This is a genomic window from Xanthobacter variabilis, assembly GCF_043831965.2.
Classification (GTDB): domain Bacteria; phylum Pseudomonadota; class Alphaproteobacteria; order Rhizobiales; family Xanthobacteraceae; genus Xanthobacter.
Window position 1 is genome coordinate 3194963 of sequence record NZ_CM195533.1, and the last position, 24196, is coordinate 3219158.

Sequence of the window (24196 nt, forward strand, 5' to 3'; positions counted from 1 at the left end):
CCGCCGAGCAAGAGCTGACTGCCATGGCCACTGACGTCCTCATGCCGGCCCTGTCTCCCACCATGGAGAAGGGCAACCTCACCAAATGGGTGAAAAAGGAAGGCGACACCGTCAAATCCGGTGACGTGCTCGCCGAAATCGAGACCGACAAGGCCACCATGGAAGTGGAGGCCGTGGACGAGGGCGTGCTCGCCAAGATCCTGGTGCCGGAAGGCACCCAGGACGTGGCCGTGAATACGCCCATCGCGATCATCGCCGCCGAGGGCGAGGACGTGAGCGCCGCTCCGGCCGCAGCCCCCACTCCGGTGGCAGCTCCCGCCATTGCCGCCCCCGCCATCGCGGCTCCGGCGATCGCCGAGCCGGTAGCGGTCGCGCCGAGCGATCCGGAAGTGCCCGCGGGCACCGAATACGTCACCATGACCGTACGCGAGGCCCTGCGCGATGCCATGGCCGAGGAGATGCGCCGCGACGGCGATGTCTTCGTGATGGGCGAGGAGGTCGCCGAATACCAGGGCGCCTACAAGATCACCCAGGGCCTGCTCCAGGAGTTCGGTGACCGCCGCGTCATCGACACCCCCATCACTGAGCACGGCTTTGCGGGCGTGGGCGTGGGCGCGGCCTTCGCGGGGCTGAAACCCATCATCGAGTTCATGACCTTCAACTTCGCCATGCAGGCGATCGACCAGATCATCAACTCGGCCGCCAAGACCCATTATATGTCGGGCGGGCAGGTCAGCTCGTCCATCGTGTTCCGAGGTCCTAATGGCGCCGCCGCGCGCGTGGCGGCCCAGCACAGCCAGGATTATACCGCCTGGTATTCCAATGTGCCCGGCCTGAAGGTGATCGCGCCCTATTCGGCTGCCGACGCCAAGGGCCTGCTGAAGGCCGCCATCCGCGATCCCAACCCGGTGATCTTCCTGGAAAACGAGATCCTCTACGGCCACTCCTTCGAGGTGCCGAAGCTGGATGACTATGTGCTGCCCATTGGCAAGGCGCGGGTCGCGCGGGCGGGCAAGGATGTGACGCTCGTCTCCTTCTCCATCGGCATGACCTATGCCCTGAAGGCGGCGGACGAGCTGGCCAAGATGGGCATCGAGGCCGAGGTGATCGACCTGCGCACCATCCGCCCCATGGACGTGGAAACCATCGTCGCCTCGGTCAAGAAAACCGGCCGCTGCGTCACGGTGGAGGAGGGCTGGCCGCAATCCGGCGTCGGCGCCGAGATCGTCGCCCAGCTGATGGACAAGGCCTTCGACTATCTCGACGCCCCGGTGCTGCGCGTCACCGGCAAGGACGTGCCCATGCCCTATGCCGCGAACCTTGAGAAGCTGGCCCTGCCTACGGTCGCCGAGGTGATCGAGGCCGTGCACGCCGTGACCTATCGGTGACGTGATGACAGTAACTATTGAATCGCTCACCAATGGTTTGCCGCTCGATAAAAATGAGGCGCTTGCTGCTATTCTGTCGCGGGTGTCAAAAATTGATCGCGGCGATCACGACGATACGCGTGTAGCGGTCTTAGTTATTCGCGGTATTCTAAAGCGAATTCCTGAGGCTCAAATCACGGAACACGACAACGACACCTGGAGTGGATCTCTAGTTGCTTATATGCGCGATATAAATACATATCTATATCATAACAAAACTGAAAGTATTGAGGCGGAAATTGATAGTAAACTAAATGAGTGGGTCGATGAAGTTGAGGGGCAGACATTTGGTTTTGCAAGTTTAAGCTCATCTGAAAAAGAGAAGTTGATCGTTCATATTGAGCGTATTCGATCGATCATAGAGTCAAGTGAAATACGACAATCAAAAAAGACGAAACTATATGATAGATTAACGTCTTTATATAATGAAATACTAAGAGATAATACGAGAACAGATTCTTTTTTTTCCTTTATGGGTGACCTGGCTTTTGTGGCGGGTGAGATGGCAGAAAAGGCAAGGCCCGCACTTTTAGAGCTCAAGGAAGTGCTGCGGATTGTTATGCGCAGTCGCGGAAAACGAGAAGGCGTTTCCTTGCCTAATGAAGATGACTTGCCACAATTGCCTGCTACTGATCAACCCGAGGGGGACTGACTATGCCCGTCGATATTCTGATGCCGGCCCTCTCGCCCACCATGGAAAAGGGCAACCTTGCCAAGTGGGTCAAGAAAGAGGGCGACACCGTCAAGTCCGGCGACGTGATTGCCGAGATCGAGACCGACAAGGCCACCATGGAAGTGGAGGCCGTGGACGAAGGCGTGCTCGCCAAGATCCTGGTGCCGGAAGGTACCCAGGACGTTTCGGTGAATCAGCTCATCGCCGTGCTCGCGGCGGAGGGCGAGGACGTGAAGGCCGTCGCCGCGTCTGCCGGGCAGGGCGGTGCCCCTGCCGCCGCACCGGCGCCCAGCGCTCCGGCTCCAGTGGCGGCCGCGGCCCCTGTCGCGGCGCCCGTCCCGGCGGCGGCTCCCGCTCCGCAGGCCGCGGGTGCGCGCGTGTTCGCGTCGCCGCTGGCCCGCCGCATCGCCAAGGACAAGGGCCTGGATCTCAATGCCGTCGCCGGCACGGGTCCCCATGGGCGCATCATCGCCCGCGACGTCGAGGCTGCGCAGCCTGGCGCGAAGGCGGCTCCTGCGCCCGCAGCCGCGGCCGCAGCTCCGAAGGCGGCGCTCGCCAGCGCCCCGGGCGTTGATCAGATCAAGGCCATGTACGAGCCGGACAGCTATGAGGAAGTCCAGCTCGATGGCATGCGCAAGACCATCGCCCGCCGCCTGGTGGAAAGCGAGCAGGTCACGCCCACCTTCTTCCTGACGGTGGATTGCGACCTGGACGACCTGATGGCCCTGCGCGAGCAGGTGAACGCCAACGCGCCCAAGGACAAGGACGGCAAGGCGGCCTACCGCGTCTCCGTCAACGACTTCATCATCAAGGCGCTGGCTCTGGCCCTTCAGAAGGTGCCGGCCTGCAACGCGGTGTGGGCCGAAGACCGCATCCTGCGCATGAAGCACTCGGACGTGGGCGTGGCCGTAGCTATCGATGGCGGCCTTTATGCCCCCGTGGTGAAGAAGGCGGAGCAGAAGACCATCTCCGTCATCTCCAACGAGATGAGGGATCTTGCCACCCGCGCCCGCAACAAGAAGCTGAAGCCGGATGAGTATTCCGGTGGCTCTTCCTCCGTGTCGAACCTCGGCATGATGGGCATTCGCAACTTCACCGCCATCATCAACGCGCCGCAGTCGTCCATCTTCGCCATCGGCGCGTCCGAGGGCCGGGTGGTGGCGCGCGGCGGCGAGATGAAGATCGTGACGCAGATGACCGTCACCATGACCTGCGACCACCGCGTCATGGACGGCGCCCTGGGTGCCGAGCTGCTCGCCTCCTTCAAGGGCTTCATTGAGAAGCCCATGAGCATGCTCGTTTGAGCATGTTGGTCTGAGTAGGGGGTTACGGGCTGGCCCGGGTGTTGCCGATGGGCCGGCTGGTGTAAGGCAGGCGCGGCTCGCGTCGCGAGCGCCTGCGCCCGTTTGGGCGCGTGACAGGACTGGTGCCGCCGCGTCTCGCCGACGCCGCGGTGCCCAACACAGGTGAAACGAAGATGAGCAATACGCCCCACGAACTCGTCGCCGATTTTCCGGAATATGCCGAGAAGATCCAGGCCCTGAAGACGAGCGATACGCATTTCGCCAAGCTCTACGACGCCTATCACGAGGTGAATGGCAAGGTGCATCGCGCCGAGACCGACGTGGAGCCCACGGGCGACGAGGAAATGGAGACCATGCGTCGCGAGCGCATGCAGCTCAAGGACGAGCTCTACGCCATTTTCTCGAAGTGATCTTCGGCCGGTGATGCGCGGGGCTTTTGAGCCCGCGCGCCTCGCCAGCAAGAGGCGGGTTTGGCCCGTCTCCCCTTCGGCCGCGCCCGCCGCTCCCCATCCGGGACGGCGGCGCGGACCTTGGACGCTCGGTGGCGCCGAATCCCTGCGCGGGCTGGCCCCGGGCGACGATTGACACAGATTTGCGGGAGCTGAAGCGCGCGCCGCGCGCTCAAACGGTCCGGCGCCCCGCCGCCAAGGGGCTCAGCATGGCGCGGGTGCGCGCCGAGGAAAGGGCGACCTGGATGAAGCTCTATCTTGCCGGCCCGGAAGTGTTTCTCGACGATGCGCGCGAGATCGGGCGGCTCAAGCTGGAGCTGTGCGCCGACTTCGGCTTCACCGGCCTTTTCCCCATCGATGGCGAGCCGCTGCTGGTGGATGAAGGCGGCACGCTGGCGCGGACCATCTTCGCCAACAACCTTTCCTTGATGCGGTCGGCGGACGCGGTCGTTGCCAACCTCACGCCATTTCGCGGCATCAGCGCCGACCCGGGCACGGCATTCGAGCTCGGCTTCGCCTTCGCGCTGGGCAAGGCCGTGGCCGCCTACAGCAATGCGCCTGGCGAGCTGCTCCACCGCGCCCACGCCGCCATCGGGCCGGCGGAAGGCGAGGGGCGGGCCCACACGTTTCTTGCCGATGGGCTCCATGTGGAGGACTTCGGCCATTTCGACAATTTGATGCTGGCGGAGGCGCTGGAATCCAGCCGCCTGCCGGTCATCCAGGCCGAGACCCACGCGGAAGACCCGTTCCGCGACCTCACTTTGTTCGAGCAGGTGCTCCAGGCGCTGGCCGAGGCCCGCGCGGCGGGGCGGCTTGCCCCTTCATCCTGATTTCCCGCCGGATACCCACGGCGAAAGGCATTTCGAGGAGGCTCCCATGGCAGAGACCTACGACATCATCGTCATCGGCGGCGGGCCGGGCGGCTATGTGGCCGCCATCCGCGCCGCGCAGCTGGGCTTCAAGACGGCCGTGGTGGAAAAGAGCCACCTGGGCGGCATCTGCCTCAACTGGGGCTGCATTCCCACCAAGGCGCTGCTGCGCTCCGCCGAGATCTACCATTACATGGAGCACGCCAAGGATTACGGCCTGGCGGCGGAAAAAATCTCCTATGACATCGCCGCCGTGGTGAAGCGCTCGCGCGGGGTGTCGAGCCAGCTCGCCACGGGCGTGGGCTTCCTCCTGAACAAGAACAAGGTGGATGTGATCTGGGGCAAGGCCACCTTCGCCGCCCCCGGCAAGCTGAAGGTGGAAGCCGCCGCTAACCCGCCCAAGGGCGCCAAGGGCGGTGGCGATTATGAGGCCAAGCACATCATCATCGCCACCGGCGCCCGTCCGCGCGCGCTGCCGGGCCTGGAGCCCGACAAGAAGCTGATCTGGACCTATTTCGACGCTCTAGTGCCGGAGAAGACCCCCAAGAGCCTGCTGGTCATGGGCTCGGGCGCCATCGGCATCGAATTCGCCTCCTTCTATCGCACCATGGGCGCCGAGGTGACGGTGGTGGAAGTGCTGCCCCAGATCCTCCCCGTGGAGGATGAGGAGATCGCCGCCATCGCCCGCAAGCGCTTCGAGAAGCAGGGCATGAAGATCATGTCCGGGGCGAAGGTCACGGGCGTCACCAAGCAGGCCGACAGCCTCACCGTCCATGTGGTGGACGAGAAGGGCGCCAAGCACGACATCACTGTGGAACGGATGATTTCCGCCGTGGGCGTTGTGGGCAATGTGGAAGGCCTGGGCCTGGAGGCCATTGGCGTGAAGCACGAGCGCGGCATCATCGCCACCGACGGCTATGGCCGCACCAATGTGCCCGGCGTCTATGCCATCGGCGACATCGCCGGCGCGCCTATGCTGGCGCACAAGGCCGAGCATGAAGGCGTGATCTGCGTGGAGACCATCAAGGGCCTTCACACCCACCCCATGGACAAGGGCAAGATCCCCGGCTGCACCTATTGCATGCCGCAGATCGCCTCCGTGGGCCTTACCGAGAAGAAGGCGAAGGAAGCCGGGCGCCAGATCAAGGTGGGCCGCTTCCCCTTCATCGGCAATGGCAAGGCCATTGCCCTGGGCGAGCCGGACGGCCTCGTGAAGACCATCTTCGACGCCAAGACCGGCGAGCTGCTGGGCGCCCACATGGTGGGGGCGGAGGTGACCGAGCTCATCCAGGGCTTCGTGGTGGCCATGAACCTGGAGACCACCGAGGAAGAGCTGATCCACACCGTGTTCCCGCACCCGACCCTGTCGGAAATGATGCATGAGAGCGTGATGGCCGCCTATGGCCGCGCCATTCACATCTGACGCGGCCATGGCGCTGCGCCGGGTCGCAAATTGAGCTAAGAGAAGGAGCCGCCCCATGCCGGGGCGGATGGCGGGGGCACGCATGAGCAGTGAAACCTATGCGGTTCTGAACCAGCCGGGCGTCGGCTTCTTCTCCATGCTCATCATCGGCATCATCGCCGGATGGGTGGCCGAGCGGGTGACCGAGAGCAATCACGGTCTGCTCACCAATCTGTTGGTGGGCGTGCTGGGCTCGTTCGTCGGCGGCTGGCTGGCGCAGCAGCTTGCCATTCCGGTGTTCGGCTTCTTCCGCACGCTGGTGGCGGCCATTGTGGGCGCCATCATCCTTCTGTGGGTCTGGCGGGCTGTCCGATCGCGATAGGGCGCTGAAACCGCGTCGCCACGGCGAGTGGCGCGCGGCATGGGCCTCGCTTATATGGGGAAGGACTTCCCCGAACGTTGGGTCATCCCCGCGCCGATCGTGGGGTAAGCGCCGCTTCCCCGCCGGGGCGCGGCGGCAGAGGTTCGGCTCCACGGGGGCCGCGCGAAGTGGAACACGCCATGGTCAATGTGATCAACACGCTGAACCGTCCCCGCCACCCGGAAAAGGCCCACCGCCCGCTCACCGAGGTGCAGCGCAAGCCGGAATGGATCCGTGTGAAGGCGCCCGGCTCGGCCGGCTGGTCGGAGACGGCGGGCATCGTGCGCGCCAATGGCCTGCACACCGTGTGCGAGGAGGCCGGCTGCCCCAATATCGGTGAGTGCTGGGAAAAGAAGCACGCCACCATGATGATCATGGGCGACACCTGCACCCGCGCCTGCGCCTTCTGCAATGTGCGCACGGGCATGCCCGGTCCGCTGGACCAGGACGAGCCGCAGAAGGTGGCGGACGCCGTGGGCAGCCTGGGCCTCTCCCATGTGGTCATCACCTCGGTGGACCGGGATGACCTAGCCGATGGCGGGGCGGAGCATTTCGCCCGCACCATCGGCGCCATCCGCGCCGCCAGCCCCAAGACCACCATTGAGATCCTCACGCCCGATTTCCTGCGCAAGGACGGGGCGCTGGAGGTGGTGGTCGCGGCCAAGCCCGACGTGTTCAACCACAATCTGGAAACGGTGCCGTCGAAGTACCTCACGGTGCGGCCGGGCGCGCGCTACTTCCACTCCCTGCGCCTGCTGCAGAAGGTGAAGGAGATCGACCCCACCATCTTCACCAAGTCCGGCATCATGGTGGGTCTGGGCGAGGAGCGGAACGAGGTGCTCCAGCTGATGGACGACCTGCGCTCGGCGGATGTGGATTTCCTCACCATCGGCCAATATCTCCAGCCCACCCGCCAGCACCACAAGGTGGAGAAGTTTGTCACCCCGGACGAGTTCAAGGCCTATGAGACGGTGGCGTTCGCCAAGGGCTTCCTGATGGTGTCCTCGAGCCCGCTCACCCGCTCGTCCCATCATGCGGGCGAGGACTTCGCCAAGCTGCGCGAGGCGCGTGCGGCCAAGCTGCGGCGGGCCTGATCTGCCGTGCCGTCCTTTTCCAATGCGCGGCGGGTGAAGCACACCGCCGCCCACATGTTCGACCTCGTGGCCGATGTGGAGCATTATCCGGAGTTCGTGCCCCTCTGCGCGGCGCTGCGGGTGAAGCGGCGCGCCCGCTCCGATGACGGTGTCGAGATCCTCGTGGCCGACATGACCGTGGCCTACAAGATGATCCGCGAGACCTTCACCTCACGCGTCATGCTGGACCGCCCGCGCCTCGCCATCCATGTGGAATATCTCGACGGCCCCTTCAGCCGGCTCGACAACCGCTGGGAGTTTGTGGCGCGCGGGGAGGGCGAGTGCGAGGTGAAATTCTTCATCTCGTATGAGTTCCGTTCGCGCGCGCTGGGCCTGCTGATGGGCGCCATGTTCGACGCCGCCTTCCGCCGCTTCGCCGATGCCTTTGAGGCGCGAGCCAATGAGGTCTACGGCGCCGTCTGAGCCCGGCGCCGCAAACGCGGCTGGAACGGCTATTTCTGCTCGAAGGGCGCGCCGGTTTCCTTCCAGGCCTTGAAGCCGCCGTCCACGTGCATCACCGGCTTCAGGCCCATGTCCATCGCCGTCGCAGCGCTGAGGGCCGAGCGCCAGCCACCCGCGCACAGGAAGATGAAGGTCTTGTCCTCGGCGAAGACCGGCTTGAAATAGGGGCTTTCCGGGTCGATCCAGAATTCGAGCATGCCACGCGGGCAGTGGAAGGCACCGGGAATGCGTCCCTCGCGCTCCAGCTCGCGCGGGTCGCGCACGTCCACCAGCACCGTGTCGCCCTGGGCCATGCGCTCCGCGGCCTGCAGCGGACTCAGCGCCTCCACGCGCGCATTGGCGTCCGCCAGCAGGGCCTTGTAGCCGCGGGTGATGGTCTGGGGCATGAAAAGTCCTCCCATTGCATGTGATTTATGCCAGGGAGGAAGGCGGGGCGAAGGTATCCTGTCAAGTCCTCCGGCGCCGGCCCGTCAGGCCGCGGCTTCCGCGAGCAGGGACAGGGCGACCAGCACCGACCGGCGGCGGATCTCCGCCCGCCCCAGATCGCCGAAGCGCATCTCGCAGTGCCGCGTGGCGCCGTCCGGCCGTGCACAGGCAAAGTGCACGAGGCCAACCGGTTTTTCCGCCGAGCCCCCGCCCGGCCCGGCGACACCCGTGATGGAAACCGCCGCGCTCACGCCCGCAGCGGCGCGCGCGCCCTCGGCCATGGCGCACGCGGTTTGCCGGCTAACCGCCCCATGGGCGGCGAGGGTCGCTTCAGGCACGCCAAGCATGGCGCTCTTGGCGGCGTTGGAATAAGTCACGAAGCCTCGGTCCATCACATCCGATGATCCGGGAACGGCGGTGAGGGCACCGGCGACCAGGCCGCCCGTGCACGATTCCGCGGTTGCCAGCGTCCAGCCCTTGGCGCGGAAGGCGTTGAGCACCTTTTCGGCGGCGGCGTAGGTTTCTGCGTCGATCATGCGTCCTCCGAGGCGGGCAGGCGGATGGTGGCGCTGGCCATGGCAGCGATGCCCTCGCGGCGCCCGGTGAAGCCCAGCTTCTCCGTGGTCGTCGCCTTCACACTCACACGGCTCACCGGCACGCCGGCAATGCGCGCGATGGAGGCGCGGATCGCTTCCCGGTGTGGCCCCACCTTCGGCGCCTCGCAGATCAGGGTGAGGTCGAGATGGGCGATGCGCCCACCGCGCGCCGCCACCAGGTCCACCGCGTGGGCCAAAAAGCGATCGGACGCAGCGCCCTTCCATTGCGGATCCGACGGCGGGAAGTGGGAGCCGATATCGCCATCACCCAGCGCGCCCAGCACCGCATCGGTCAAGGCGTGTAGGCCCACATCCGCGTCCGAATGGCCGGCAAGGGCGAAGGCGTGGGGAATGGCAACGCCGCCGAGCATCACATGATCGCCGGGCGCGAAAGCGTGGACATCGAAGCCGGTGCCCATGCGCACGTCCGGTAGTGCGAACAGGCCGGCGCCCGGCGCCTCCTGCGCGGCGCGGGCGAGATCTTCGGCAGATGTGAGCTTCATATTCGCGGGCTCCCCTTCAAACGTCGCCACGGAGCGGCCGGCCCATTCCATCACCGCCGCATCGTCGGTGAGGTGCACGATGCCGGCGGTGGCCGCCGCCCGATGGGCGTTGACGAGGGCCGCAAGGTCGAACGCCTGGGGTGTCTGCACGGTGCGCAGGGCGGAACGATCGAGGGTGGCGCTGACGAGGCCATCCTCGCCCACCACCTTGATGGTGTCGGTGACGGGCAGCACCGGAATCGCCGCCTCATGCGCCTCGGCCGCGGCAATGGCGCGGGAAATGAGCGCCGGCGAGACAAAGGGCCGGGCCGCATCATGAACGAGGACGCTGCACGGAGTTTGGGCTGTGAGGGCCTGAAGCCCTGCCCACACCGATTCCTGCCGGGTGGCGCCGCCCGCCACCGGTGCCAGCATCTTGGGCAGATCGGCGGCGGCTTCCGCAAAGAGGTCCGAATCATCTTTATGAATGACGGCCAGCACACCGCTGATTCCCGGATGCTCCGCGAACCGGCGCAGGGTATGGCGCAGCACCGGCTCGCCGGAGATCAGGCGGTATTGCTTGGGCAGAGGGCCGCCCGCGCGGGTGCCCCGGCCAGCGGCGACGACAACGGCGATGCAGCGCCGGGAAGTGTTCATGGAGCGGATCTTTCCGGACGTCTTTCGTTGCGCGCATGCGGTTTGGGGCGCCATGTGCCGGGCGCCGCAGGGTTCATCGAAAGTGTGTTGAAGCGCGCCTTCCCGGCCCGCGCAAGGGGCGATGGCCACGGAAGCGTGATCGGCCCCATTTGGTGCTGCGCCGCACATCTGCGCACACTGCACTTGCACGGGCGCCGCAAATGTCTAAGATCTAGGCAACACTGACCTGGCCCAATTTCTGTGCATCAAAACGACGCCCTTTCGCACATGACGACGCCCGCCCCGCCGCCGACGGTGCTGCGGATCGGCCCCCATGCGCTGCCCAACGCGGTGCTGCTCGCGCCCATGGCCGGCATCACCGATGCGCCCTTGCGGCGCATGGCTCTGAGGTATGGCGCCGGCATGACCATTTCCGAAATGGTGGCGAGCAATGCCCTGCTCGAAGGCCATCCGGAGATGATGTTGCGCGCCGAGGGGGAGGGCGTGGCGCTGCACGCGGTGCAGATTGCCGGCAATGACGCCCACTGGATGGCGGAAGCGGCGCGGATGGCGGAGAGCGCCGGCGCCGGCCTCATCGACATCAATATGGGCTGCCCGGCCAAGCGCGTCACCACCGGCGCGGCCGGCGCGGCCCTGCTGCGCGACCTGCCGCTGGCGCGGCGTATTCTGGAGGCGGTGCGCGCCGCGGTCTCGGTGCCGGTCACGGTGAAGACCCGGCTCGGCTGGGACGGGACGAGCCCCACCGCCGTGGAGCTGGCGCGCATGGCGGAAGAGGCGGGTCTCGCCATGGTCACGGTACATGGCCGCACCCGGTGCCAGTTCTATACCGGCGGGGCCGATTGGGCGGCCATCCGGCCGGTGACGGACGCCGTGGCCATTCCGGTGATCGCGAATGGGGACCTGACGGCGGTCGAGGATGCGCCCGCCATGCTCGCGGCATCCGGTGCCGATGGGGTGATGATCGGGCGCGGCGCGCAGGGCCGCCCCTGGTTTCCGGGCCAGGTGGCGCGGATGCTGGCGGCCGGCACGGTGGCGGAGGACCCGCCCCTCGCGGAGCAGCGGGACGTGCTGTTGGAGCTTTATGACGGTTGGCTGTCCCTCTACGGCGCGGCACTGGGCCTGCGCCAGGCGCGCAAGCACCTGGGCTGGGCGCTCGATGCCGTGGGCGGGCAGGGCGAGGAATGGACACGCAGTTGGCGCGCGCGCCTGCTCACCGCCGAAGATCCGGCGGCGGTAAAGGCCGGCATCGCGGCCGCCTATGACGAACTGATGTGGAGGGCGGCGGCATGACGGCCGAAGCCAGAAAAATGACCAGCAAGACCAAGTCTTCCCAGCAAGACCAGGACCAGTGCCTGACCCGCGCGATCCTGGATGCCGTGCCCCACCCTTTATTCACCATCTCCGATACCGGGCATGTGGTGGACGCCAATGTGGCGGCGGAGGCCTTTTTCGAGGTGAGCGCGCCGCTGCTGCGGCGCCGGCCATTCACGGAATTCGTGCCCTTCGGCACGCCGCTGCTGGGCCTGATCGAGCAGGTGCGCCAGCGTGGCGCGCCCGTGAACGAGTATCGCGTGGACCTCGGCACGCCCCGCAATGGCGGCGAGCGGATCGTGGACATCCACGTGGCGCCGGTGGCGGAGCGGCCGGACCATGTGGTGGTGATGCTCCAGGAGCGTACCATCGCCGACAAGATGGACCGCCAGCTCACCCATCGCGGGGCCGCCCGCTCGGTGAGCGCGCTCGCCTCCATGCTGGCGCATGAGATCAAGAACCCGCTTTCGGGTATTCGTGGCGCGGCCCAGCTGCTGGAGCAGTCCGCCGGGGATGAGGATCGGGCGCTGACCCGCCTCATCTGCGACGAGGCCGACCGCATCGTGAAGCTGGTGGATCGCATGGAGGTGTTCTCCGACGAGCGCCCGGTGGAGCGCGAGCCGGTGAATATCCATGCCGTGCTGGAGCATGTGCGCACGCTGGCCATGAGCGGCTTCGGCCGCAACATCCGCTTCGTGGAAGATTACGACCCCTCCTTGCCGCCGGTGCTCGCGAATCGGGATCAGCTCATCCAGGTGTTCCTCAATCTGGTGAAGAATGCGGCAGAGGCCATTGATGGTGACCCGGATGGGGAGATCCAGCTCACCACCGCCTTCCGTCCCGGCGTGCGGCTGACGGTTCCCGGGGTCTCCTCCAGGGTCAGCCTCCCGCTTGAGTTCTGCGTGCGCGACAACGGCAAGGGCGTGCCGGACGATCTCGTCCCGCACCTGTTCGACCCGTTCGTGACCACCAAGCCCACGGGCAGTGGCCTCGGACTTGCTTTGGTCGCGAAGATCATCGGCGACCATGGCGGCATCGTCGAATGCGAAAGCCAGCCGCGCCGCACCACGTTCCGAGTGCTCCTGCCCATGTATCGCGGCACGAGTCCTGCCAAAGAGGCCAATTGAGGTGTCCATGCCCACGGGAAGCATCCTGGTCGCCGACGACGACGCAGCGATCCGCACGGTGCTCAATCAGGCCCTGTCACGGGCGGGATACGAGGTCCGCTCCTGCGGCAATGCGGCGACCCTCTGGCGCTGGGTGAGCCAGGGCGATGGCGACCTGGTCATCACCGACGTGGTGATGCCGGATGAGAACGCCTTCGACCTCCTGCCGCGCATTAAGAAGGCGCGGCCGGACCTGCCCGTCATCGTCATGAGCGCGCAGAACACGTTCATGACCGCCATCCGCGCTTCTGAGCGCGGGGCCTACGAATACCTGCCCAAGCCGTTCGACCTGAAGGAGCTGATCTCCATTGTCGGCCGCGCCTTGGCTGAGCCCAAGAAGGGCGACAATGGCGTCCTGCTGCCTGAGGAGCAGGACAATATTCCCCTGGTGGGCCGTTCGCCCGCCATGCAGGAAATCTATCGCCTGCTCGCCCGCCTGATGCAGACCGACCTCACGGTGATGATCGTGGGTGAGAGCGGCACGGGCAAGGAGCTGGTGGCCCGCGCGCTGCACGATTACGGCAAGCGCCGCACCGGACCGTTCGTGGCCATCAACATGGCGGCCATTCCGCGGGACCTGATCGAATCCGAGCTGTTCGGCCACGAGAAGGGCTCGTTCACTGGCGCCACCACCCGCAATCCCGGCCGCTTCGAGCAGGCGGAAGGCGGCACCCTGTTCCTGGACGAGATCGGCGACATGCCCATGGAGGCGCAGACCCGCCTTCTGCGCGTGCTCCAGCAGGGCGAGTACACGACCGTCGGCGGGCGCACGCCCATCAAGACCGACGTGCGCATCATCGCCGCCACCAACAAGGATCTGCGCACGCTGATCCAGCAGGGGCTGTTCCGCGAGGATTTGTTCTTCCGCCTCAATGTGGTGCCGCTGCGTCTTCCGCCGTTGCGTGAGCGCTCCGAGGACGTGCCGGACCTCGTGCGCCACTTCTTCCTGCAGGCGGAACGGGAAGGTTTGCCGGCGAAGCAAGTGGATGCCGCGGCCCTGGATCGGCTGAAGCGCTACCGCTGGCCGGGCAATGTGCGCGAACTGGAAAACCTGGTGCGACGCCTTGCGGCGCTTTATCCGCAGGAGGTCATCACCCCGGCGATCATCGATGTGGAGCTGTCCGAGCCGTTGCCCAATCCTCTCAACGAGGAAGGCCCGGTGGACGCCACATTGGCGGCCTCGGTGGAGCGGCATCTCAACAACTATTTTGCCGGCTTTGGAGAGGATCTGCCGCCGCCCGGGCTCTATCACCGCATCCTGAAGGACGTGGAATATCCGCTGCTCTCCGCGGCGCTTGCCGCCACGCGGGGGAACCAGATCAAGGCGGCGGAGCTTCTGGGTCTGAACCGCAACACTCTGCGCAAGAAGATCCGGGATCTGGATATCCAGGTGATCCGCACCAGTCGCTGATCGCAGGCCAGGGGCGGGGCGGTCGCCCTGCTTTCCACAGATGTGGGGCGCCGAAAATTGACCGCATCGGCGCCGGGCATCATCTCGGCGCGATGACACAGGCGCCTCTCGCGCGCCGCATGCGGGGGCGAAAGGCGAGAGGCGGCAGACCCGATGCCCATTGGGTGTCCGCGCCTTTCTCTTTGGTTCCGCCGGGGGACTGGGGGGCAGGGTCGCTAACGCGTCGGCATTCCCGGAACCAGGGATGCGGCTACCTGCCCGCTTGCATCAACCCGGGTACAACTTCATGCGCCCGTGGCGCATGTCACATTTTTGCACCAGTGTCGTTCCACTGCATCACGCGCTGAGAACTTGTCCGCGTGTGAGTCGCGGTGCGCGTTGCGCAGCCGAATGCGAGGAACGACAGACAGATGATGGATGCGCCGGCCGACGACGCCCCGGGCCTGCCGAAGCCCCGCCGCAGGCATTTGGCGCGGTTCATCGCCCCCACGGTGGTGGTGGTCGCGCTCGCTTTGGCGGTCGCCGCCTTCCTCATTCTGATGGGCCTGACGCGGATCGTGCCCACGCCCCAGGTGGTGGTGGGCGTGCTCACCAGCTGCGGCGTGGCGGGGCTGATCCTGCTCGCCATCATCATCCGCGAGCTGTGGGGCATTTTCCGGGAACGGGCGCGGGGGCGTGCGGCAGCGCGGCTGCTGATCCGCATCGTCGGCCTGTTCACGGTCATCGCGGTCGTGCCCACCGTGGTGGTCGCCATCGTGGCCAGCCTGACCCTGGACCGCTCCCTGGACCGCTACTTTGCCAGCCGCACACAGAACATTGTCGTCACGGCCGGGTCCGTCGCGCAGAATTATGTGCGCGAGCATGCGCTTTCCATCCGTGGCGATGCGCTGGCGATGGCCAACGACATCTCGCGGCTGAAGAGCCTCTATGACAGCGACAAGGAGAAGTTCCAGCAGATCTTCACGGCCCAGGCCGCGCTGCGAAACGTGCCGGGCGCGCAGATCATCCGCCGCGACCTCTCGACCGTGGAGCGGACGGCCCTGCATACCGAGCGGGAATATCTGGTGCCCGCCAACATCGCCATCGGCGAGGCCACCGCCGAGCAGCCCATCATCTATCTGCCCTCCGATGCGGATTTCGTGGGCGCCGTGGTGCCGCTCTCCAATTTCGACGACCTCTACCTCTATGTGGCGCGGCCCATCGATCCGCGGGTCTTCGGCTTCCTGAAGATCACCCACGACACGCTGGCGGACTACCGGGCGCTGGAGGAGCGGCGCTTCAATGTGCAGCTCGCCTTCGCGCTGATGTACGCGCTCATCACACTCATCGTCCTGCTCTCGGCGGTGTGGCTGGCCATCAACTTCTCGAAATGGCTGGTGGCGCCCATCCGGCGGCTCATGTGGGCGGCCGACCGCGTCGCGGCAGGCAATCTCGACGTGCAGGTGCCGGTGCATAAATCCGAAGGCGACCTCGCGACATTGGGCGAGACCTTCAACAACATGACCTCGGAGCTGAAGACCCAGCGCAACGATATCGTGCGCGCCCGCGACCAGATCGACAGCCGCCGCCGCTTCACCGAGGCGGTGCTGGCGGGCGTCGGCGCCGGGGTCATCGGCCTCGATGCCGATGAGCGCGTCACCATCCTCAACCGTTCGGCCGAGCGCCTGCTGGGCCTGACCGAGGCGGAGGCCCTGGGCCGCAAGCTGGCGGAAGTGGTGCCGGAAACCGCGGACCTGATCGCCGAGGCCGAGAATGCCGGCCAGCGCATCGTGCAGGGCAACATCACGCTGCAGCGCGACGGGCGCGAGCGCGTGTTCGCCATGCGCGTCACCACCGAGCAGTCGTCCGAAGCCGACCACGGCTGGGTGGTCACCCTCGACGACATCACGGCGCTCATTACCGCGCAGCGGACCTCGGCATGGGCCGACGTGGCGCGGCGCATCGCCCATGAAATCAAGAACCCGCTCACGCCCATCCAGCTCTCGGCCGAGCGGCTGAAGCGCAAGTATGGGCGTCACATCACCCAGGACCGCGATGTGTTTGACCAGTGCACGGATACCATTATCCGCCAGGTGGGCGACATTGGGCGCATGGTGGACGAGTTCTCCTCCTTCGCCCGCATGCCGAAGCCCGTGGTGGACGCGCAGGACCTTGCCGAAACCATCCGCCAGGCGGTTTTCCTGATGCGGGTGGGGCATCCTGCCATCACCTTTGAAACCGATCTGCCAACCGCCCTGCCGGCCCGCTATGACCGGCGCCTGATCTCCCAGGCGCTCACCAATATTCTCAAGAACGCCGCCGAAGCCATTGATGGCGTTCCTGAAAATGAACGCGGCACGGCGCGCATCAAGGTGAAGGCCGAGCAGGTGGGCGAGGATCTGGTGGTCGACATCGTCGACACCGGAATGGGCCTGCCCCAGGACAAGCGGAACCGCCTGCTTGAGCCCTACGTGACCACCCGCGAGAAGGGCACGGGCCTTGGCCTGGCCATCGTGGGCAAGATCATGGAGGAGCACGGCGGCTCCATCGAACTCAACGATTCACCGGAAGGACGCGGCGCCTGGATCCGCCTGCGCCTGCGTGTCGACGGCCAGCCCGCCGGCAACGCCAAGGCGGATGCGACGCTGCCTTCCCCCCCTGCTTCCGGGAGAGCCTGAGACATGGCCATGGACATCCTCATCGTCGACGACGAGGCCGACATCGGCGAGCTTGTCGCGGGTATCCTCGAGGACGAGGGCTATTCCGCCCGCACCGCCCGCGAGGCCGACGGCGCACTCGCCGCCATCGCCACGCGGCGCCCGAACCTCATCTTCCTCGACATCTGGCTTCAGGGTAGCCGCCTGGATGGGCTGGAATTGCTCAATGAGATCAAGACCCAGCATCCGGACGTTCCGGTGGTGATGATCTCCGGTCACGGCAATATCGAGACCGCCGTCGCCGCCATCAAGCGCGGCGCCTACGACTTCATCGAGAAGCCGTTCAATGCCGACCGGCTCGTGATGATCGCCGAACGGGCGCTGGAAACCCTGCGCCTGAAGCGCGAGCTGAAAGAGCTGAAGCAGCTGGCGCCCAATGCCCGCATGCTGGTGGGCCGCTCCAGCGCCGTGCAGCAGTTGAAGTCCACCATCGATCGCGTGGGCCCCACCAACAGCCGCATCCTCATCGTCGGGCCTTCGGGCTCGGGCAAGGAGCTGGCGGCGCGGATGATCCACGCCGCCTCGGCGCGGGCTCAGGGGCCGTTCGTGGTGCTGAATTCCGCCTCCATCACCCCGGAGCGGCTGGAGTTCGAGCTGTTCGGCGTGGCCGAGGGGGAGGGCCGGGAGGCCAAGCGCGGCGCGCTGGAGGAGGCCCACGGCGGCACCCTGTTCCTGGACGAGATCGCCGACATGTCGCGCGAAACCCAGAACCGGGTGCTGCGCGTGCTGGTGGAGCAGAGCTTCACCCGCGTCGGTTCCAACGAACGGCTGAGCGTCGACGTGCGCATCGTCTCGTCCACCGCGCGCAACCTGGAAGAGGAGATCGCCAAGGGGCTTTTCCGCGAGGACCTCTACCACCGCCTGTCAGTGGTGCCGATCCGCGTGCCGCCGCTGGCGGAGCGGCGCGAGGATATTCCGGACCTGGTGGACTTCTTCGTCGACACCATCTCCCAGACCACCGGCATGCCGCGCCGCCCCATCGGCGAGGACGCGATGGCCGTGCTGCAGAGCCATGACTGGCCGGGCAATGTCCGCCAGCTGCGCAATAATGTGGAACGCCTGCTGATTCTCGCCGGCGGCGACCCCGAGGCCACCATCACCGCCGCCATGCTGCCGCAGGACGTGGGCGCCCTCGTGCCCAGCCTGCCCAACGGCAATGGCGGCGAGCACCTCATGGGCCTGCCCCTGCGGGAGGCGCGCGAGGTGTTCGAGCGCGAATATCTGGCGGCTCAGATCAACCGCTTCGGCGGCAACATCTCGCGCACCGCGGAATTCGTGGGAATGGAGCGCTCCGCGCTGCACCGCAAGCTCAAGGCGCTGGGAGTCGGCTGAGCACCGCCGCCCCCTCTGGAAACCCGCGCCGCCGGACTCGTCATCGGCGCGGGAAACGCCTAGCTTCGGGCAGAATCGGGCGGGCGTGCGCCGCTGTCCCGCGTTGCGGCGCGGTAGCGAGGTGCGGGGATCTGGGGCCGGCCGGTTCCGGTAGGCGAGGGGAACTCCATGAGAGTCGTGATCTGCGGGGCAGGGCAGGTGGGGTTCGGCATCGCCGAGCGCCTCGCCGGGGAGCAGAACGATGTTTCGATCATCGATTCCGACGCCCGCCGCATCCAGTCCGTCACCGAGCAGCTCGATGTGCGCGGCGTGGTGGGCTGGGGCTCGCATCCGGACATCCTCGCCCGCGCCGGCATCGAGCAGGCGGACATGCTCATTGCCGTCACTTTGCATGATGAAGTGAACATGGTGGCCTGCCAGGTGGGCCACGCTTTGTTCAATGTGCCCACCAAGGTCGCCCGCATCCGCGCGCAGACTTACCTGCAGCCCGAATGGCGCGATCTGCTCTCGCGCGATCACCTGCCCATCGATGTGGTGATCTCGCCGGAGATCGAGGTGGGCGAGATGGTGCTGCGCCGGCTTTCCCTGCCCGGCGCCATCGACACGGTCAGCTTTGCTGACGGCGCCATCGTGGTGGTGGGCGTGCTGTGCGGCGAAGAGTGCCCCATCATCAACACGCCGCTCAACCAGCTCACCCAGCTCTTCCCCGATGTCCAGGCGACCATCGTGGCCGTGAGCCGCAAGGGCCGCACCATGGTTCCGCGCTCCACCGACCAGATGGAAGTGGGGGATGTCGCCTATTTCGTCTCCAAGGCGGACCAGGTGCAGCGCGCCCTCGCTTTGTTCGGCCATGACGAAGCGCCCGGCCAGCGCATCGTGGTCGCCGGCGGCGGCAATATCGGCTTCTACGTCGCCAGCGAGCTGGAGCGGCGCAATCCGGCCGCGCGCATCAAGGTGATCGAGAGCTCAAAGGACCGCGCCCAGAGCATTGCGGAGGTGCTCTCGCGCGCCGTGGTGCTGAACGGCGATGCGCTCGACCGGACCATCCTGGACGAGGCCGGCGTCGGCGAGGCGGACACCATGATCGCCCTCACCAATGACGACCGCATCAACATCCTGTCCTGCCTGCTGTCGAAGCAGATCGGAGCCAAGCGCATCCTGGCGCTGCTGAATGAGCAAGGCTATGCCGCCTTCGCGCGGGGCCTGGGCATCGATGCCCATGTGAATCCGCGCCAGATCACCGTTTCCAAGGTGCTCCAGCATGTGCGGCGCGGCCGCATCCGCGGTGTTCACGCCTTGCTCGACGGCACTGGCGAGATGATTGAGGCGGAGGCGCTGGAAACCTCGCCGCTGGTGGGCAAGACCCTGCGCGACCTCGACATGCTGGACGGGCTGCGCATCGGCGCCGTCGTCCGCGCCGGGCAGGTGATGCAGCCGCGGGGTGATTTCGTGGTCCGCGCCCATGACCGGGTCGTGCTCTTCGCCCTGGGCGATCGCATCAAGCGGGTGGAGCAGCTTTTCCGTGTGGCGCTCGAGTTCTTCTAGGGCGCTGGCCGAGCGGCTCCGCTGCGCATGAGGCAGCCGCGCAAACCCGACCACCCCGAGCAGGCGGCATAACAGGCGGCATCACATGGGAACGAGAAACGCGCGAGAGGCATTTCGAGCGAACCGTATGCCGGTGGGTGTGAAGAAAACGCGTTTGCTCAATGCGCGAGAGGGTGCCGCATCATGATCAATGCGGCACGCCCGCTCGCCGCCGCGCTGGCCGCCATCGGCCTGCTGGCGCTCATTCCGGCACTGGTGGAGGCGCACGAGGGGGGCACCCATCTGGCGGTCTATCTGGCCACCAGCGGCTATTGCCTGTTCCTGGCGCTGATGGTGCGCTTCACCACCGATGGCTCGTCGCTGCAGCTGCGCCGCGCCCATGGGCTGGCGGGGCTCACCGTGCTGTGGGCGGTGCTGCCCCTGGCGGCCACACCGGCGGTGGCCGTTGTCTCCGGGCTTTCGCCTTTGGCGGCTTGGCTGGAAGCCGTTTCCGCCTTCACCACCACCGGCATCACATCCCTGCGGCACGGACCGGAGAGCCTCTATGTCTGGCTCGCGCTGCTGCAATGGTGCGGCGGGCTGCTCACCGTTGTGTCGGTGGTCACGGTTCTGGCTCCGGCGGGCCTGGGCGGCCTGCCCGATCGCACGGCCACGGGCGGCGTTGCCCTCGATGCCCTCGACCTGCGGGCCGTGGCGCTGGATACGGCACCGCTCTACATCACCCTGACGGGCCTTGCCCTGCTGGTGATGCTGATGGGCGGGCACAGCCTTTATGTCTCCTTCACCCTGGCCACCGCCGTGGCTTCCGCGGGGGCGCACCTGCCGCCGGAAGCCCAGCTCGCCTTGGCGCTGGAGGAGAGTCCGAAATGGCTGCTGCTGCCCTTCCTGCTGTGGAGCGCCACATCGGTGCGCTGGCATCGCGCGCTCGTCTCGCGCCGCGTGCATGCCGCGCCGGAGCAGAAGGAAAGCCTCGTCATCCTGGCCTATTGGGCGGTGCTGGGCGTGGTGCTGGGGCTGGTTCTGTTCCGCGGTTCCAGCATGCCGGCGCTAACGGCGGTGCGCGACGGGCTGTTCACGGCCGCTTCCCTCATCTCCACCAGCGGCATTGGCCCCCATGACGGCACCTATGCGAACCTGCCCCTGGGGTTGGTGATTGCCGTCGTGCTGCTCGGCGGCGGTGCGCTGTCGGTCGCGGGCGGGCTGAAGATGCTGCGGCTGCGGGCCATGCTGCTGCGCGCGAGGGGGGATCTGCTGCGCCTCGTCTATCCCCATCTGGTGCAGCCGGCGTCGCTGGGCGAAGGCGGGGTCGGCTCGGCCATGCGCGGGGTGTGGGTGGGCGCCGCCACCCTGTTCGCCGTCTATGGGTTGCTGATTATCGCCCTGGCGCCCGGCCTGCCCAGCTTCGATGCCGCCCTAGCGGCCGGCGCCGCCGTCATCAGCAATACCGGGCCGGTTTACGACGCCGGCGGCAGCTGGCCCCCATTGGGGAGCCTGCCCACGGCGTCGGTTCTGGTCGCTGGCTTGGGCATGATCGCCGGGCGCCTTGAGGTGATCGGCTTCTTCGTCATGCTGCATCTCGCCGTGTGGCGCACCTGAGGGCTCGGATTTCCGCTATAAGTCCCGCAACTTGATCGTCCGGGTTGGTTCATGTCCCGCATTGCCTATGTCAACGGCCGCTATGTGCCCCACCAGGATGCCTCCGTCCATGTGGAGGATCGCGGCTACCAGTTCGCCGACGGCGTCTATGAGGTCTGCGAGGTGCGCGGCGGCCACCTCATCGACGAGCGGCGCCATCTCGATCGCCTCGATCGTTCCCTGAGCGAGCTGCGTATTTCCGCTCCCATGAGCCGTGCGGCGCTTTCCCTCGTGCTGCACGAGACCGTTCGGCGCAACGGCGTTGTGAACGGCATGGTCTATCTTCAGGTGACCCGCGGCGTCGCCCGGCGCGACCACGTCTTTCCCGCGCCGCAGACCCCACCGAGCGTGGTGGTAACGGCCCGCCGCTCGGACTTCGCGAGCCAGGAGGCCCTTGCCGCGTCGGGCGTCAAGGTCATCAGCGTGCCGGAAAACCGCTGGGCCCGCGTCGATATCAAGAGTGTCGGCCTGCTGCCTAACGTGCTCGCCAAGCAGGCCGCGAAGGAAGCGGGGGCGCGCGATGCCTGGTTTGTCGATGCCAGCGGCCATGTGACGGAGGGCGCCTCCACAAACGCCTGGATCGTCACGACCGACGGCACCATCGTGACCCGCCCGGCGGAGGAGGGGATCCTGCGGGGAATCACCCGCACTGTGGTGATGGAGGAGGCGAGCGCCCTCGGCTACCGGGTGGAAGAGCGCCCCTTTACCCTGGCCGAGGCCCATGGCGCTGCGGAAGCTTTCATCACCGCCGCCTCGACGCTGGTGATGCCTGTCATCGCCATTGATGGGGAGCCCGTGGGGAGTGGTAAGCCGGGCCCGGTGACCACCCTGCTCAGGCGAAAATTCCACGATTTCACTGAGTTTTCCCAGTGACTGCGGCGGTGTGCACGGCCGCTGCGCAGCAAAATAGTATTGCGCTGCCCTCGGTCTGTGCCATTGTAAGCTGATAACTCCCATGGATCATCGGGCAACGCATAATTGCATCGACCGTGGGTTCAACGCCGAAACAAATGGATACGAAAATGGCGGCGGAACGGACACAGAATCTGCAAGATACTTTTCTCAATCACGTCCGCAAAAATAAGACTCCCCTCACGATTTTCCTGGTGAATGGGGTGAAGTTGCAGGGCGTCGTCACTTGGTTTGATAATTTCTGCGTCCTGCTGCGGCGCGATGGTCATTCTCAGCTCGTCTACAAGCATGCGATTTCCACCATCATGCCCGGCCACCCGGTGCAATTGTTCGACCCGGCGGACGAGGGAACGGAAAAGGCCTGACCGACGTTGTGCAAGGTCCGCCAAGGATGCGTTCCTGGGGTGCATCCCTCGGGTGCATCCCAGGCACCTGGAGCGGTGTTCCCGATGAGTGGCGTTCTTGAAAGGCGTTCATGACAGGCGTTCATGAGCAGAAAAAGAGGGGCGGGGAGCCCGCCCCCTCGACCGAGGTCAGTTCCTCCGGAGCTGGTGTGGATCGCCGGGCCCCGCCGACGCGCTGCGCGGTGATCACGCCCTACCAGACGCGGCGCGCCCTACGCGGCGCCACGGAGCGGCGCGAGCCCCAGTCCCGGCTTGATGAAGCGGTGGGCCTTGCCGCCGCCATCGACAATCTCAATGTCGTCTATTCGGGCCTCGTGCCTTTGTCCGAAATCCGCCCGGCCACCTATCTGGGAACCGGAAAGGTTGAGGAAATCGAGGGCGTGGTGAAGGCCGAGAGTGTCGATCTCGTCTTCTTCGATGCGGCCTTGAGCCCGGTTCAGCAGCGCAATCTGGAGCGTGCCTGGTCCACCAAGGTGGTGGACCGCACTGCCCTGATTCTGGAGATCTTCGGTCAGCGCGCCCGCACCAAGGAGGGCGCGTTGCAGGTGGAGCTTGCCCACCTCAATTACCAGCGCTCGCGGCTCGTGCGGTCGTGGACCCATCTGGAACGCCAACGCGGCGGCTTCGGCTTCCTGGGCGGCCCGGGTGAGACGCAGATCGAGGCGGACCGCCGGATCATCGGCGAGCGCATCGTGCGGATCGAGAAGGAGCTCCAGCAGGTCAAGCGCACGCGCGGCCTGCACCGCGCCAGCCGCAAGCGGGTGCCCTACCCCGTGGTGGCGTTGGTGGGTTATACCAATGCTGGGAAATCCACTCTTTTCAATCGCTTGACCCAAGCGGACGTGACCGCCCAGGACCTGCTGTTCGCGACCCTCGATCCCACCTTGCGGGCGGTCGACCTGCCGCACGGCACGCGGGTCATCCTCTCGGACACGGTGGGCTTCATCTCGGAGCTGCCGACCCAGCTCGTCGCCGCGTTCCGCGCGACTCTTGAAGAGGTCTTGGAAGCCGATCTCATCCTCCACGTGCGGGACATCTCCCACCCGGACACCGAGGCGCAGGCCGCGGACGTGGCCGATGTGCTGGCGGAGCTCGGCGTTGAGATCCAGCCCGGCGGCCGTGTCCTTGAGGTCTGGAACAAGATTGACCGCCTAGATCCGGACGCCCGCGAAGCCGTGCTCAACAGCGCGCGGCGCATGGCAGAAGCGGATGCGGCCGTTGTGGTCTCCGCCCTGAGCGGGGAGGGGATGACCGACCTGCTCGATGTGGTGGAGCGGCGGATCACCGCCGGGCGGGCCACCCTGGCCGTCACGCTTCCTGCGGAAGACGGCGAAGGCATGGGCTGGCTCTATCGCCACGGTGAGGTGCTGGAACGTAACCTGAGCGCGGATGGCGCCATGCAGGTGAAGATCCGTGTCGCACCGGAAAAGGCCGGCCTGGTGAAGCGGCGCTTCGGCAGCCGCAGCGTTCACGGCGCCTAGAC

22 protein-coding genes are annotated in these 24196 nt (G+C 66.3%); 19 read left to right on the forward strand and 3 right to left on the reverse strand.

Annotated features, from left to right (window positions below; genetic code table 11):
- Positions 1-23: 23 nt before the first annotated feature.
- The 9 genes from V5F26_RS13910 to V5F26_RS13950 all read left to right on the forward strand — a co-directional run bounded on the left by V5F26_RS13910 (position 24) and on the right by V5F26_RS13950 (position 8101).
- Positions 24-1388, forward strand: coding sequence for a pyruvate dehydrogenase complex E1 component subunit beta (locus V5F26_RS13910; protein ID WP_394946210.1), 1365 nt, complete (start codon positions 24-26; stop codon positions 1386-1388).
- Positions 1389-1392: 4 nt separating this feature from the next.
- Positions 1393-2079 (forward strand): hypothetical protein, encoded by a 687-nt coding sequence (locus tag V5F26_RS13915; RefSeq protein ID WP_394946212.1) that lies wholly within the window; start codon positions 1393-1395, stop codon positions 2077-2079.
- Between the two features lie 2 nt (positions 2080-2081).
- Positions 2082-3404, forward strand: coding sequence for a pyruvate dehydrogenase complex dihydrolipoamide acetyltransferase (locus V5F26_RS13920; RefSeq protein WP_394946213.1), 1323 nt, complete (start codon positions 2082-2084; stop codon positions 3402-3404).
- Positions 3405-3577: 173 nt separating this feature from the next.
- A complete protein-coding gene (locus tag V5F26_RS13925) occupies positions 3578-3814 on the forward strand; it encodes an HP1242/YdcH family protein (protein ID WP_234050328.1) in 237 nt (78 codons plus the stop codon).
- A 248-nt stretch (positions 3815-4062) separates the two neighbouring features.
- On the forward strand, positions 4063-4683 hold the full coding sequence (locus tag V5F26_RS13930; RefSeq protein ID WP_394946215.1) for a nucleoside 2-deoxyribosyltransferase: 621 nt from the start codon (positions 4063-4065) through the stop codon (positions 4681-4683).
- A gap of 46 nt (positions 4684-4729) precedes the next feature.
- Positions 4730-6145, forward strand: coding sequence for a dihydrolipoyl dehydrogenase (lpdA, locus tag V5F26_RS13935; protein WP_394056934.1), 1416 nt, complete (start codon positions 4730-4732; stop codon positions 6143-6145).
- 82 nt (positions 6146-6227) lie between these two features.
- The gene (locus V5F26_RS13940) at positions 6228-6506 is read left to right on the forward strand and encodes a GlsB/YeaQ/YmgE family stress response membrane protein (protein WP_394946217.1); all 279 of its coding nucleotides are present in this window, start codon (positions 6228-6230) and stop codon (positions 6504-6506) included.
- A 179-nt stretch (positions 6507-6685) separates the two neighbouring features.
- Positions 6686-7639 carry a lipoyl synthase gene (gene lipA, locus V5F26_RS13945; RefSeq protein WP_234050332.1) on the forward strand — a complete coding sequence of 318 codons (954 nt, stop codon included), beginning with the start codon at positions 6686-6688 and terminating at the stop codon, positions 7637-7639.
- A gap of 6 nt (positions 7640-7645) precedes the next feature.
- On the forward strand, positions 7646-8101 hold the full coding sequence (locus tag V5F26_RS13950; protein ID WP_234050333.1) for a type II toxin-antitoxin system RatA family toxin: 456 nt from the start codon (positions 7646-7648) through the stop codon (positions 8099-8101).
- Positions 8102-8130: 29 nt separating this feature from the next.
- Here the strand turns inward: V5F26_RS13950 and V5F26_RS13955 are convergent, their stop codons facing one another.
- The 3 genes from V5F26_RS13955 to V5F26_RS13965 form a co-directional block, all read right to left on the reverse strand.
- Entirely contained in the window at positions 8131-8526 is a 396-nt protein-coding gene (locus tag V5F26_RS13955; RefSeq protein WP_394946220.1) for a rhodanese-like domain-containing protein, read from the reverse strand.
- A gap of 84 nt (positions 8527-8610) precedes the next feature.
- Positions 8611-9102, reverse strand: coding sequence for a CinA family protein (locus V5F26_RS13960; protein ID WP_394946222.1), 492 nt, complete (start codon positions 9100-9102; stop codon positions 8611-8613).
- Complete coding sequence (locus V5F26_RS13965) at positions 9099-10301, reverse strand: bifunctional 2-C-methyl-D-erythritol 4-phosphate cytidylyltransferase/2-C-methyl-D-erythritol 2,4-cyclodiphosphate synthase (protein WP_394056927.1); 1203 nt, start codon at positions 10299-10301, stop codon at positions 9099-9101. Before V5F26_RS13965 ends, V5F26_RS13960 begins: the two co-directional genes overlap by 4 nt.
- Before the next feature lie 267 nt (positions 10302-10568).
- On the opposite strand from V5F26_RS13965, the gene dusB reads away from it, so the two are divergent.
- From dusB to hflX, 10 genes are all read left to right on the forward strand, one after another.
- On the forward strand, positions 10569-11591 hold the full coding sequence (gene dusB / locus V5F26_RS13970) for a tRNA dihydrouridine synthase DusB (RefSeq protein ID WP_394056926.1): 1023 nt from the start codon (positions 10569-10571) through the stop codon (positions 11589-11591).
- 17 nt (positions 11592-11608) lie between these two features.
- A complete protein-coding gene (locus V5F26_RS13975) occupies positions 11609-12739 on the forward strand; it encodes a two-component system sensor histidine kinase NtrB (protein ID WP_234050338.1) in 1131 nt (376 codons plus the stop codon).
- Between the two features lie 7 nt (positions 12740-12746).
- Positions 12747-14189 carry a nitrogen regulation protein NR(I) gene (ntrC, locus tag V5F26_RS13980; protein WP_234050339.1) on the forward strand — a complete coding sequence of 481 codons (1443 nt, stop codon included), beginning with the start codon at positions 12747-12749 and terminating at the stop codon, positions 14187-14189.
- Between the two features lie 410 nt (positions 14190-14599).
- Entirely contained in the window at positions 14600-16846 is a 2247-nt protein-coding gene (locus tag V5F26_RS13985) for a sensor histidine kinase NtrY-like (protein WP_394946223.1), read from the forward strand.
- A 3-nt stretch (positions 16847-16849) separates the two neighbouring features.
- Positions 16850-18217 carry a nitrogen assimilation response regulator NtrX gene (gene ntrX, locus V5F26_RS13990; protein WP_394056922.1) on the forward strand — a complete coding sequence of 456 codons (1368 nt, stop codon included), beginning with the start codon at positions 16850-16852 and terminating at the stop codon, positions 18215-18217.
- A 168-nt stretch (positions 18218-18385) separates the two neighbouring features.
- Complete coding sequence (gene trkA, locus V5F26_RS13995; protein WP_234050342.1) at positions 18386-19762, forward strand: Trk system potassium transporter TrkA; 1377 nt, start codon at positions 18386-18388, stop codon at positions 19760-19762.
- A gap of 183 nt (positions 19763-19945) precedes the next feature.
- Positions 19946-21358: a hypothetical protein gene (locus V5F26_RS14000; protein ID WP_394946225.1), complete on the forward strand. Its 1413-nt coding sequence runs from the start codon at positions 19946-19948 to the stop codon at positions 21356-21358.
- A gap of 51 nt (positions 21359-21409) precedes the next feature.
- Positions 21410-22270 (forward strand): D-amino-acid transaminase, encoded by an 861-nt coding sequence (locus V5F26_RS14005; protein WP_394056919.1) that lies wholly within the window; start codon positions 21410-21412, stop codon positions 22268-22270.
- Positions 22271-22419: 149 nt separating this feature from the next.
- Entirely contained in the window at positions 22420-22674 is a 255-nt protein-coding gene (gene hfq, locus V5F26_RS14010; protein WP_234050345.1) for an RNA chaperone Hfq, read from the forward strand.
- Between the two features lie 110 nt (positions 22675-22784).
- Positions 22785-24194 carry a GTPase HflX gene (gene hflX / locus V5F26_RS14015; protein WP_394946226.1) on the forward strand — a complete coding sequence of 470 codons (1410 nt, stop codon included), beginning with the start codon at positions 22785-22787 and terminating at the stop codon, positions 24192-24194.
- Positions 24195-24196 lie beyond the last annotated feature (2 nt).